The organism is Roseinatronobacter domitianus (assembly GCF_023336755.1).
GTDB classification, from domain to species: domain Bacteria; phylum Pseudomonadota; class Alphaproteobacteria; order Rhodobacterales; family Rhodobacteraceae; genus Roseinatronobacter; species Roseinatronobacter domitianus.
In genome coordinates, this window is record NZ_JALZWP010000008.1 from 106,136 (window position 1) to 118,552 (window position 12,417).

Genomic DNA, 12,417 nt, shown 5'->3' on the forward strand with positions numbered 1-12,417 from the left:
ACCATATGGAATGGTGGGTGATGAGAGACTCGAACTCCCGACATCTTCGGTGTAAACGAAGCGCTCTACCAACTGAGCTAATCACCCGATGCGGCGCGATGTAACCTCTTTCGCGCAGGGGCGCAAGATCGCTTGACGCGGTCAGCCTGTCAAAAGTTCGGATACCAGCGGGTTCGGGAAGCGGCGCGTGCGGGTGATGGCCAGAAAGGTTTCGTCAATTCCGTCAAGCTGTTTTAGCTCGACCAGCAGCCCTTGGCGCAATTCGTCCTTGACGGCAATTGGTGGCAGCACCGCGAACCCGGCATCGGCCCGCGCCAAAAGACGCAACATTGCCATGTCATCCGCTTCCGCGGCAATATTGGGGGTAATCCCAAGTTGGTCGATCAACCCGTCAAAGGCGGCGCGTAAAGCGGTTTCCGGCGTGGGCAACACCAGCGGCGCATAGGTTAGCAGTTCGGGCAAGCTAAGCGGCGCCCGCGCGGCGCGCAGGGGTGTCCCGATCAGGCTGACAGGCTGCGAGGCCAGCCGCTGAACCCGCCACGGGCTGGCCGCATCCCGCGCCGGTGCAAGGTTGGTCAGCACCACGTCATAGGCCATCGCATCAAGGCCGCGCAAAAGATCGGCCTGATTGCCGGACCGCAGGATCACTTCGACATCGGGACGACCGACCAGAGGTTCCAGAAACTGCATCTGGAAGTTGCGCGACAGCGTTGCCAGCGCGCCGACACGCAAGGCCCGGCGCACCTGCCCGCGTTCGCGCAGGGTGGCGGACAAGTCCTCGGCGGTGCGGAAGATGGTTTCGGCATGTTCCAGCGCAATGCGCCCGGCTTCGGTCATGACCAGCCCGCGCCCGCGCCGTTCAAACAGGTCATGGCCCAAGGCAGCCTCTAGCGCCTTGATCTGTGTGGACAGGGCCGATTGTGACAGATTCAGACGGCTGGCCGCGCCGGTCAAGGTTCCGTCGGTTGCGACCGCACGAAACAGGCGCAGATGGTGCAGGTTCAGCATAGTTTCACCAAATAGAACGATTACACAGAAAATATGTAATTTTTTGAAAGTTTGGCAAGTGCTATCTGCGGCGCAGCATTTTCATCTCGGAGGCCGACATGACCACCTTGTTTCCATTGGGCCAACTTGCCCCGCTGCTTGTTCTGGCAGCAGCAATCTTGGGCTTCGTCCGCCCTGGCCGTCGCCCTGCCTATGTGCCGCAACTGGCCGAGGCCGCGGCGCTCGGCGCGCTGGCGCTTGCGGCATTGGGTGCCGTGCAGCTTGTGATGGGCAGCGCCCAGACCACCGGCGCGGGCGCATTTTTGCTGCGGCTGGATGCAGCGAGCGCGACAATGACCCTGCTTGTCGCTTTCGTCGGCTGGGTCGTCGTGCGGTATTCGCGCAGCTATCTTGACGGCGAAGCGCAGGAGGGCCGGTTTCATGGGCTGATGCTGACTGCTCTGGCTGCTGTTCTTGTGCTGGTTCAATCGGGTAGCCTGCCGGTCTTGATCGCATCCTTCATCGCCATCGGCGTGGTGTTGCGGCAACTGCTACTGTTCTATGATGATCGGGCCGAGGCGCGGCGCGCGGCCACGAAATTCACCCTTGTCTGGGGTGCTGGCGATCTGGCCTTGGTGTTGGCGGCGGTGTTCCTGTGGCAGGCCTTCGGCACGGTCGATGTCGTGGCGCTGGGCGCGGCCGCGCAAGACGGTCTGCCACTTGCAGGGCATCTGGCGGCGGCGTTCCTTGTGCTTGCCGCCGCGCTGAAAACCGCGTCGTTCCCGTTACATGGCTGGTTGACCGAAGTGATGGAAGCGCCGACGCCGGTTTCTGCGCTGCTGCACGCAGGTATCATCAATGCGGGCGGGTTTCTTCTGATCCGCAATGCCGAACTGGTGCAGGCCAGCCCCGGTGCCTTGGCGGCACTTGTCATGCTGGGCGGGTTCACCGCGTTGTTCGGCGCCATGGTTATGCTGACGCAAAGTGCAGTCAAAACCGCGTTGGCATGGTCCACCGTCAGCCAGATGGGGTTCATGTTGCTGCAATGTGGCCTGGGCCTCTGGGCGCTGGCGCTGCTGCATATCGTGGCACATTCGCTGTATAAGGCGCATGCGTTCCTTGCCTCTGGTAATGCTGTGCGCGCGGTTGTCAGTATCAACCGTCCCGGTGCGATCGCGGTGCCTGGCCTTGGCGCTGTGGCGCGGGCTTTCTTGCTGGCGCTGGCGATCTATGCGGTGGTGGCGCTGGGCTTCGGCGCGGTAGCCGGTGCGAAATCGGCACAGGCGCTGGCCCTTGGTGCAATCCTGATCTTTGGGGTGGCCTATCTGGTCGCCCAAGGCTTGGCAGATGCCGCGCCGCGCGCGCTGACGCAGCGCACGGCCTTGGCCTCGCTTGCTGCCGCTGTCGCCTATTTCGCGCTGCATGTCATCGCGGGTGCGCTCTGGGGGCCGCACTTGCCCGCGCCCCCTGTGCCCGGCGCGCTGGAATGGGCATTGATCGTGCTGGCACTGGCGTCATTCGGCCTGATCGCGGTGGCGCAAGCGCTGTTCCCGCTTTGGGCGCACCACCCAGCCACCGCAGGGTTGCGGGTGCATATTGCCAATGGCCTGTATCTGAATGCCGTGTTGGACCGTCTGATCGGCGGCCTGCGGACCACCATCAAAGCGTAAGGGAAAGAACCGATGTTTCACAAGCAAGACCAGTTCACGCCCGCGCATATCTCGGGCATTCTGAAAGCCGCCGAAGCTGCGGCGCGCGACATTCCACCCGCCTTTCCGCTGGACGCCACGGTTGCCGTGAACCCGTTCATGGGGCAGGTGGCCGAGGATCTGGCCACCGCCAGCGCCCGGCTGGCGCGTGTGGCCGGTGTGCGGATTACCCGTGAGCGGGCGGACTATGCCCGTGCGGTGGCTGAGGGGATCATTACGGATGATGATCTGACCGACGCGCTTGCCGCCTGCCCCCACGGCACCAAACCCGCCGATCTGGCCGCGCTGAAAAGCCAGCTTGCCACCGACAGCCCTGCGCCGCGTGCATTGCCCACGGTCGCAGATCTGGCCGCGACCGCGACGGGCACCGATTGGCCCGCGCTGATCGACCGGTGTTTCGGGCTGTGGGCAGCAGGGTATTTCGACCGGGGCCAAGCGCTCTGGACGCCCGCGCCGGGCCATTCGGCCTTTGCCGGCTGGCGCGAATGGGCCACACATGACCTGACGCCCGAAATTGCCGGTCTGACCGGGTTTTGCGCGCATGTCGCCAGTGCCCCCGACACGCCGGAACGCGCCATTCTGCGCGCCGCCGACCGGCTTGGCCTGGGCGAGGATGTCGCAGAATCGGTATTCCACCGGCTGTTGATGGATATTGGCGGTTGGTCGCAGCACGCGCGCTGGTTGCTGTGGCAGGCAGAGCTTGCGGGCAGCACCGACGCCACCATCACCGACCTTCTGGCCATCCGGCTGGTCTGGGAAGAAGCGCTGCTGGACCTAGCGCCGCAAGCTGCCCAACCTTGGGCGCAGACCCGTGCCGCCCATGCCGCACCGTTGGCTCCCAGTCCAGCGCAGGTGGTCGATGCTGTGCTGCAAGAGGCCGCCGAGCGCGCGCATCAGCGCGGCCTGACCGCTGCGATGACCGGGCTGGAAGCCACTGAACGGCGGCCAGAGGTGCAAGCCGCGTTCTGTATCGACGTGCGGTCTGAAGTGTTCCGCCGCGCGTTCGAAGCGCAGGATGCCGCCATCGACACGATCGGGTTTGCCGGTTTCTTCGGTCTGCCGTTGGCGCATCGGCCCCACGGCACCGACCAGACGCAAATCCATTTGCCGGTATTGCTGAACCCCGCGCTGACCGCGTGCAGCCATGCCGCGCCCAAGGCAGAGGAAGACGCGCGCATCGCTGCGCGGGCGTCGCGGGCTTGGGGCCGGTTCCGGCAGGCGGCGGTGTCATCCTTTGCCTTTGTCGAATCCGCAGGCCCGCTTTATGGCTGGAAGCTGATCAAGAGTGCCATGGGGCTGGACGGGGTGAAGCCCGTGAAATCCCCCGCTCCGCAAATTGAAGGCGGGCTGACGCCAGAGCAAAAGGCTGATATCGGTGCCAAGGTGCTGACCGCGATGAGCATGACCAAGGGCCATGCGCCGCTGGTGCTGCTGCTGGGCCATGGCGCGAGCGTGACCAACAACCCGCATGAAAGTGCCTATCATTGCGGAGCTTGCGCGGGGCAAACTGGCGAGATGTCGGCGCGGATGCTGGCCATTCTGCTCAATGATCCAGACACGCGTGCCGGTCTGCCGGAGCATGGGATAACCGTGGCAGAGGATGTGCTGTTTGTCGCTGGTCTGCATGACACAACAACGGATGAGATCACGCTTTACGACGATTGCCCGGCTGCCGCCCATAAGGATCGGCTGGCGCAAACCCGTCGTTGGCTGAACGCGGCGGGCGCGCAGGCGCGGGCGGAACGTGCTGTGCGCTTACCGGGGGCGACCGCGCAAAGCGTGACCGCGCGCGCCGCCAACTGGGCCGAACTGCGCCCCGAATGGGGGCTTGCGGGCTGTGCGGCCTTTATCGCCGCCCCGCGTGGTGTGACGCGCCGCGCTGACCTGCAAGGCCGGGCGTTCCTGCACAGCTACGATTGGCAGGATGATGCGGGTTTCGGCACGCTGGAATTGATTCTGACAGCGCCCGTTGTGGTCGCAAGCTGGATCAGCCTGCAATATTACGGGTCAAGCGTGGCACCGCAGGCTTTCGGCGGCGGCAACAAGCTGATCCACAATGTTGTGGGGGGTATTGGCGTGATGCAAGGTAACGGCGGCGTATTGCGCCCCGGTTTGCCGTGGCAAAGCATCCATGACGGCGAGGCGCTGGCGCATGACCCGTTGCGCTTGTCGGTGATGGTGGAGGCGCCGCAGCAGGCGATTTCCGACATTCTGGAAAAGCACCCAGACGTACAGGCGCTGTTCGATAATGGCTGGCTGCATCTATTCGCACTGGAAGGTGGCAAAGTCGCCGCGCGTTACCGTCCCGGACGGGTCTGGGACGAGGCTGCGCCGCAGGCCCAAGCCGCCTGAGCTTGCCGCCCGCGCCTTGCCGCGCTACCGCTTTCGGCAAGATGCAAAGGGGACGGTGATGAGTGACGATACGACACCGGGGCGGGCCGATCTGGCTTGCCCCGTGTGCTTTGGCCCCGCAAAGGATTTCATGACCGTCGCCGCGCGGCGCTACTATCGCTGTCCAACCTGTCAGGCGCGGTTTCTGGACCCGGCGCATTTTCTGAGCGTGGCTCAGGAACGGGCGCACTACCTGACCCATCAAAACCTTGTTGATGATCCCGGTTATCGGGGGTTCCTGTCGAAATTGGTGGAGCCTTTATTGCAACGATTGCCGCCGGGGGCGCAGGGTCTTGATTACGGCTGTGGTCCCGGCCCGGCCTTGGTGGCCATGTTGCAAGAGGCGGGGCACAGTGTAGCAGTTTACGACCCATGTTTCGCGCCGGACCCAACTCCCTTGGCGCAAACCTATCATTTCGTCACCTGCACAGAGGTAGCCGAGCATTTTCATCACCCTGTTGCCGAATTCGCCCGGCTGCGTGGTTTGGTTCGGCCCGGTGGCTGGTTGGCGGTGATGACCTGTTTCCAGACCGATGACGCACGCTTTGCAGGCTGGCAATATCGGGCAGACCCGACGCATGTGGTATTCTACCGCGACTCCACATTCCGCTATCTGGCGCAGCTATGGGGTTGGCGCTGCGAGATCCCGATCAAAGATGTGGCGCTGCTACAACGACCGTTAGTTTAGCTCTTGGTCCAGCCGTCGCGCGACCCAGACACAGCCCACCGCCAGCGTCAGGCACCAGAGGCCCATGGCCAGTGTTTGCGTGGGAAAGTCGACCCCTGCATCTATCAGAACGCCGGTTATGCCCGGCCCGATCGCGGTGGAAAACACCATGATCGTGGTGCCCAGCGACCGGATCGCGCCCAGATGCCGTGTGCCATAAACTGCCGGAAACAAGACACCCCATAGCGCGCTGGCCGTGCCTTGGGTCATGCCGATAACGCCAAGCGCCACATACCACATGAGGACATTCTCGGCGGGTCCGATCAGCGCCACGCCCAAGCCCATCGGCACCAGCAACACTGGCAACAGGCGATGCGCACCGAACCGGTCCGCCGCCCAGCCTGCGATGAAAGAGGATGCGACTGTCGCCGTGGCAAAGGCCGAATAGCCCGGTGCCATTTGTGCCAGCGTCCAGCCCTTCACGCCCGCGATATGGACTTGGTGGAAGAAGACCACGGTGCCGATGAAACCCGGCGTCAGAAGCACTGGCAAAAGGGCGGGAAACAGCCAATGGCGCAACGCATCGGCGCGGGTCCAGTGACGCGCTTGCAGGCCGGTCATGCTGTCGGATGTGGCCATGCCGTGCGGAGTGCGGTCATGGCGCAGGCTGGCCCACAGCACGGGGACCACGACCAGTGCCAACACCAGCGCGACCAATCCCCAAGAGGGCCGCCAGCCGATCCCGGCGATCAGCGCGACCACCAGTAGCGGGATGGTGATTTCGCTGGCCGGGTGGCCCAGATTGGCGATGGCCACGGCACGCCCGCGCGTGGCATCAAACCAGCGGCCCATCGCGGTCATGGCCATATGGGTGAACATGCCTTGGCCGCAAAAGCGCAACAGGAACACTGTCACACCCAGCAGCCAGAGCGACTGCCCGGTTGCCATCATCAGCGCCGCACCCGCGAAAAGCAACGCCATGAGCGGGGCAAGGCGCGACAGTGCCACTGTATCCGCCAAAGACCCACGCCAGAACAAAAGCGCGGCGGAACAGAGCGTGGCGAGGGTATACAGGCTACCCCAAGCCCCATCGCTCAGCCCGTAGACGGCTTTGATTTCGCCCGCGAATAGCGAGATAAACCACGTCTGACCAAAGGCGGAGGCGAAGGTCAGCAAGAACCCCACGCCGAGCCAACGCAAGTTGGTTTTAAGAAACTGCAAAGCGCTGTGCATGAGACGGCCTGACTTCCAGACGCGGCAATCCGTCCGGGCATAAACGAAGATGCTTAACATGTGTCATACCGCCCTGAGCGGCGCAAGCGGTTTAGCGCATCAGGATGACGGGCACTTTGCAGGTGCGCACCATTTCAGTGGTGCTGGACCCGATGACAAGGCTACGAATGCGCGAATGGCCATATGCCCCCATTACGACCATGCCGAAGCCCTCGGCCTCGACCAGTTTGCCAAGCTCGGTTTCGGGCTGGCCGGGAATAACGCGGGTTTCGGCGCTGATCCCGGCCGCGCTCAGAAGGGCTTTCGCATCCGCCAGCCCTTTCGTGTTCTCCGCACTCTCGGCCCCGACAGTCACGACCGTGACCGCCAGTTCCGCAAAAAGCGGGCTGCGCGCGATATGGTCCACGGCTTTCATGGCAGAGCGCCCGCCATCATAGGCCACCAGCACCGACGTGATAGGTTGGAACGCGCGCGATGCCACGAAAACAGGCTTTGTCGCGGCGCGCACGATACGTTCAAGGTTTGACCCCAGATGCCCCTTGGCGAAATCCGCCGCTTCGCCGCGCTTGCCGACAAGGATGACGCGGGCGTCGGCCTCGATCTCGGAAATCGCCTCGACCACATCGCCATGGCGCAGGCGGGTGGTGATGTCGGTTACGCCATCCTGATCGACAATGGCGCGCGCATCTTCCAGCACGGCGCGGCCCCGATGGTTCATCAGCTTGGCGCGCTGGGCGTCCAGATTGGCTAGTTCTTCCATCAGCGCGCTGCGCGCCCCCAGCCGGATTGCGCCGGACAGATCGCGCTGTTCTGGCGCGTCGCGGCGGCCCAGAACATGGATCAGTTCAACCGGCGCGCCCGTTGCCTTGGCGATCCAGGCGGCATGGTGGCAGACGCTTTCAGAATAGATAGAGCCGTCGACCAATGCGATAATCTTCTGTGTCATGGGTGCGATCCTCTCAGTGGTCCATCAACTTGTCCATGGCGCCCGGCTTGTCATGGATGGCAAGCTTGTCGACCAGCGTTTCGGTGGCGTCGTTCATGCCGATCACCTCGACCTCTGCACCGTCGCGGCGGAATTTCAGGATCGCCATGTCCAGCGCCTGAACCGACGAAATATCCCAGATATGCGCGCGGGTCACGTCGATGACAACACGTTCGGGCGCTTCCTTGAAGTCGAACGCATTCATGAAATCCTCGACCGAGCCATAAAACAACTGCCCTTCGATGTGATAAGTCCGCTCGCGCCCGTCGCGGCTCATCTCCGAGCGGACGGTGAAAAGCTGCGCGATCTTGCCCGCAAAGAAGATGCCCGACAACAGCACGCCGACCAGCACACCAATCGCAAGGTTATGGGTGTAAACCACCGTGACAACCGTCGCGATCATCACGATGGATGACGAGCGCGGATGCGTTTTCAGGTTGCCGATGGAGGACCACGAAAATGTCCCGATAGAGACCATTATCATGATCGCGACCAGCGCGGGCATGGGGATAATGCTGACCAGATCGCCCAATCCAACCACGAGGATCAGCAGGAAAACCCCGGCCACAAAACACGACAGACGCCCCCGCCCGCCGGATTTGACGTTGATGATGGATTGCCCGATCATCGCGCACCCGGCCATCCCGCCGATAAACCCGGTCGCAGTATTGGCAATGCCTTGGCCGATGCATTCCTGATTGCGGTCCGATTTGGTATCGGTCAGGTCATCGACAATGTTCTGTGTCATCAGGCTCTCCAGCAGGCCGACCACGGCGACTGCTATGGAATAGGGCAGGATGATGAGCAGGGTGTCCAGCGTCAGTGGAATATCCGGGATCAGGAAGACCGGCAGCGTATCTGGCAAGTCGCCCATATCGCCAACAGTGCGCACATCCAGCCCCAACGCGATGGTCAGCACCGTCAGCACGATGATTGTCACAAGCGGCGACGGGATCGCTTTGGTCAGCAGCGGAAACAGGTAAATTATGCCCAGCCCCAGCGCCACAAGCGCATAGGTCAGCCATGTCACGTTGCGCGGGTCCAGTTCGGGCAGTTGCGCCATGAAAATCAGGATTGCCAGTGCGTTCACGAACCCGGTCATCACCGATTTCGACACATAGCGCATGACGAAACCCAGCTTCAGGATACCCGCCGCAATCTGCAACAGCCCCGCCAGCACGGTCGCGGCCAGCAGGTATTGCAACCCGTGTTCCTTGACCAATGTCACCATCAGCACGGCGGTAGCGGCGGTTGCCGCCGAAATCATGCCGGGCCGTCCGCCGGTGATCGCCACCAGCACGGCAATTGAGAAACTGGCATACAGCCCCACCTTGGGGTCGACACCGGCGATAATGGAAAAGGCAATCGCTTCGGGAATGAGTGCCAGCGCCACCACCAGCCCAGCCAGCAGGTCGGCGCGAATATTGCCCAGCCATTGGCTGCGATAGGCATCGAAGGTCATCATGAGTTTTAGTTCCGTTATCGGCAGTCGCGCGGGGCGCGGGCCTGTCGTGATCCGGCGGATAGGCGGCCGGAAGAGCCACCCGAAGCTGCCTTCGGGTCCATGTGAGCTGCGAAGGCGGGTAATGGGTTCAACCCGAAAGGGCAATATGGTTTTGCAAATCGCAATCGCGCGCGGCCTTTCTGCCGCGCGCCTGCGTGTTGTTCGCCTGTTAAAACGTCACATTGCCTACACTTGCGCCAGACGCACTTGGTAGCTGCCTGATTGCCAAGCGGAACGCGCCAACCAATCGGCTTCGGGCTGGCGGGCGGCGCGGGCGTCGTCAATCTCGACCTCGTCAAAGCCTACGCGGCGGGCCATGGCGTATTGGTCTGGCATGATCTGCCCGCAAGCGCGCAAACGCCCTGCATAGCCCACCCGCCGCAAACAGCGCGCGATGGTAAAGCCGCGCCCATCGGCCACGCCGGGAAATGCGATCCGCACCAGGGTGATGCCATCAAGGGACTGCGGCAATGCATCGGGGTCTGTCTCTGGCCCAAGGCTCAGCACTTGGGCCGGGTTGTTCGGCTGGTCGACAGGCGCAAAGCCCTGATCTGTCACAAGAACGCTCATGCCGCGTTGTCCTTTCGCCTGGATTGCGGCATCCCGCCGATGAAATGAATCCCGCATTCTGTCTTGTCCGATCCGCGCCAGCGGCCTGCGCGCGTATCTTCGCCAGTGCGCACCGGGCTGGTGCAGGGCTGGCAACCGATGGAGGGATAGCCGCGCGCGACAAGCGGATGGCGTGGCAAGCCATGGTGGTCCAGATAGGCGGCGATCTCTGCTGCGCGCCACCCGGCCAAAGGGTTCAGCCGAATGCGCCCGGTGCCCGGTTCGTGTTCGACCGGGGCAAGGCTGGCGCGGGTGTCGGCCTGAAACCTTTTGCGCCCGGTGATCCAGCCATCAAACCCTTGCAAGGCGCGTTCCAGCGGTTCCGCCTTGCGCAATTGGCAGCAGCTTTCGCGGTCCGACAGGTGCAGCAGCGCATCCGGGTCGCGAGTGAACAAGGCGTTTCGGTCCGGGGTAATGCGCCGAATATCGGTCAGGCCCAGATGCGCGGCCAGATCGCGCTGATAGGCCAAGGTTTCGGGAAACAGCGCCAGCGTGTCGATAAAGATTACCGGAAGCGCCCGGTCGATCTGCGCGACCATATGCAAAAGCACCGCCGAATCCGCCCCGAAGGACGACACCATCGCCACGCGCCCCACGCGCGGGATGGCGCGCGCAAGGAAATCTGGCGCGGGCAGATGGGCCAACGCCTGTAAGGCTTCGTCAGGCAGCGCGGACATCGGCTTCTCTTTCATAAAGCGCGGCCTTGAATGGATCGTGCCCAAGGCGGCGCAGCGTGTCGATAAACGACTCCGATGGCCCGGAACGCAGCGCCAGATAGGCATTTACCAGCCGGTCCAGCGCCGGGATGATTTGGTCATGCGCAAAGCCCGGCCCGGTGCGTTGGCCGAGTGCGGCGCTTTCCGTGGCGTCGCCGCCAAGTGTGATCTGGTAATTTTCCACGCCAGCGCGATCCAACCCCAGAATGCCGATATGGCCAAGGTGATGGTGGCCGCAGGCGTTGATGCAGCCGGAAATCTTGATCTTCATCGCGCCGATATCCAACTCGCGCGCCTTGAAATGCTGCGCGATTTCTTGCGCGACCGGGATGGACCGGGCGGTCGCCAACGCGCAGTAATCCATGCCGGGGCAGGCGATGATGTCCGAGATCAGCCCGATATTCGCCGTGGCCAACCCCTCGGCGCGCAGCCGCGCGTGCAACGCGGGCAGGTCGGATTTATGCACATGCGGCAAGATCACGTTCTGCTCATGGCTGATGCGCAATTCGCCATGGCCATAGGTTTCGGCCAGATCGGCCAGCGCCCGCATCTGCGCGCTTGTCGCGTCGCCCGGTGTGGCGCCATGCGCTTTCAGGCTGACGGTGACAATGGCGTATCCGGGTGCGCGGTGGGCGTGCAGGTTGGTATCGGCCCAAGCGCGAAACAACGGGTCAGCGCCATAGGCGGCGTCGTGACCCTTGGTCGAAGCTGTGCGAAACTCGGGTGGCGCGAAATCCGCCTGCAATGCCCGCAGGATCGCGCGGTCGGCCCCCTGCCATTCGGCCCGCAGCGTGTTGAATCGCCGCTCGACGCGGGTGCGAACCTCATCCACGCCCAATTCCTGCACCATGATCTTGATGCGCGCCTTATACTTGTTATCGCGCCGACCATAGCTGTTATAGGCGCTCAGGATTGCCTCTATATAGGGCAGCAAATCGGCTTCCGGCAGAAACGGCGTCAAAACCTGCCCGATGATGGGTGTGCGCCCCAGACCGCCACCCACGGACACTTCGAACCCCGGTTTCCCGTCCCGCAGGACCATCCGCAAGCCAATGTCATGCGCGCGCGTTGCAGCACGGTCGCGCGGGCTGCCGCTGATGGCAATCTTGAACTTGCGCGGCAGGAATTGAAACTCCGGGTGGTCGGTGGACCATTGGCGCAGCAATTCCGCAACCGGGCGCGGGTCTGCGATCTCATCCGCCGCAGCCCCCGCGAAATGATCCGCCGTCACGTTGCGCACGCAGTTGCCCGACGTCTGGATCGCGTGCAGCCCAACCGTGGCCAGCGCATCCAGCATATCGGGCACGTCGCGCAGGCGCGGCCAGTTGAACTGGATGTTCTGGCGCGTGGTGAAATGGCCGTAGCCCTTGTCCCAGCGGTCGGCCACATCGGCAAACTTGCGAATTTGCGCGGCCGACAGCGTGCCATAGGGAATGGCCACGCGCAGCATGTAGGCATGCAGTTGCAGATAGAGGCCATTCATCAGGCGCAGGGGCTTGAATTCATCTTCGGTCAAAGCTCCGGACAGGCGGCGATCCACCTGCGCGCGGAACTGAGCGTTGCGGGTTTTCAAGAAATCATGGTCGAATTCGGTGTAGCGATACATGGCGTTGCTC

10 protein-coding genes, 1 tRNA gene and 1 other annotated feature are annotated in these 12,417 nt (G+C 63.0%); of the genes, 3 read left to right on the forward strand and 8 right to left on the reverse strand.

Annotation, left to right across the window (positions count from 1 at the left end; all coding sequences use genetic code 11):
- Positions 1 to 11: 11 nt before the first annotated feature.
- Positions 12 to 87, reverse strand: a tRNA-Val gene (locus M3N55_RS09840).
- A 54-nt stretch (positions 88 to 141) separates the two neighbouring features.
- The gene (locus M3N55_RS09845; protein WP_249058409.1) at positions 142 to 1,008 is read right to left on the reverse strand and encodes a LysR family transcriptional regulator; all 867 of its coding nucleotides are present in this window, start codon (positions 1,006 to 1,008) and stop codon (positions 142 to 144) included.
- 98 nt (positions 1,009 to 1,106) lie between these two features.
- Here M3N55_RS09845 and M3N55_RS09850 point away from each other — a divergent pair, with 98 nt between their 5' ends.
- Genes M3N55_RS09850 through M3N55_RS09860 form a run of 3 tightly spaced genes read left to right on the forward strand, consistent with a single transcriptional unit; the run spans position 1,107 to position 5,775 of the window.
- The gene (locus M3N55_RS09850; protein WP_249058411.1) at positions 1,107 to 2,657 is read left to right on the forward strand and encodes a proton-conducting transporter transmembrane domain-containing protein; all 1,551 of its coding nucleotides are present in this window, start codon (positions 1,107 to 1,109) and stop codon (positions 2,655 to 2,657) included.
- A 12-nt stretch (positions 2,658 to 2,669) separates the two neighbouring features.
- Positions 2,670 to 5,048: a YbcC family protein gene (locus M3N55_RS09855; protein ID WP_249058414.1), complete on the forward strand. Its 2,379-nt coding sequence runs from the start codon at positions 2,670 to 2,672 to the stop codon at positions 5,046 to 5,048.
- Positions 5,049 to 5,106: 58 nt separating this feature from the next.
- Entirely contained in the window at positions 5,107 to 5,775 is a 669-nt protein-coding gene (locus M3N55_RS09860) for a class I SAM-dependent methyltransferase (RefSeq protein ID WP_249058415.1), read from the forward strand.
- On the opposite strand, the gene M3N55_RS09865 is transcribed toward M3N55_RS09860, so the two are convergent.
- From M3N55_RS09865 to M3N55_RS09890, 6 genes are all read right to left on the reverse strand, one after another.
- A complete protein-coding gene (locus tag M3N55_RS09865; protein ID WP_249058417.1) occupies positions 5,767 to 6,987 on the reverse strand; it encodes an MFS transporter in 1,221 nt (406 codons plus the stop codon). The genes M3N55_RS09860 and M3N55_RS09865 overlap by 9 nt on opposite strands.
- Positions 6,988 to 7,078: 91 nt before the next feature.
- Positions 7,079 to 7,933, reverse strand: coding sequence for a universal stress protein (locus M3N55_RS09870; protein WP_249058418.1), 855 nt, complete (start codon positions 7,931 to 7,933; stop codon positions 7,079 to 7,081).
- A 13-nt stretch (positions 7,934 to 7,946) separates the two neighbouring features.
- Entirely contained in the window at positions 7,947 to 9,437 is a 1,491-nt protein-coding gene (locus M3N55_RS09875) for a SulP family inorganic anion transporter (protein WP_249058419.1), read from the reverse strand.
- Between the two features lie 45 nt (positions 9,438 to 9,482).
- Positions 9,483 to 9,539 (reverse strand) — a sequence feature (sul1 is cis-regulatory element that is thought to sense ions involved in sulfur or methionine metabolism; They are found in Alphaproteobacteria).
- A 123-nt stretch (positions 9,540 to 9,662) separates the two neighbouring features.
- The gene (locus M3N55_RS09880; protein ID WP_249058420.1) at positions 9,663 to 10,046 is read right to left on the reverse strand and encodes a DUF934 domain-containing protein; all 384 of its coding nucleotides are present in this window, start codon (positions 10,044 to 10,046) and stop codon (positions 9,663 to 9,665) included.
- Positions 10,043 to 10,762: a phosphoadenylyl-sulfate reductase gene (locus M3N55_RS09885; protein ID WP_249058421.1), complete on the reverse strand. Its 720-nt coding sequence runs from the start codon at positions 10,760 to 10,762 to the stop codon at positions 10,043 to 10,045. Before M3N55_RS09885 ends, M3N55_RS09880 begins: the two co-directional genes overlap by 4 nt.
- Positions 10,746 to 12,407, reverse strand: coding sequence for a nitrite/sulfite reductase (locus M3N55_RS09890; RefSeq protein WP_249058422.1), 1,662 nt, complete (start codon positions 12,405 to 12,407; stop codon positions 10,746 to 10,748). The genes M3N55_RS09885 and M3N55_RS09890 overlap by 17 nt, the downstream gene beginning before the upstream one ends.
- Positions 12,408 to 12,417: the final 10 nt, after the last annotated feature.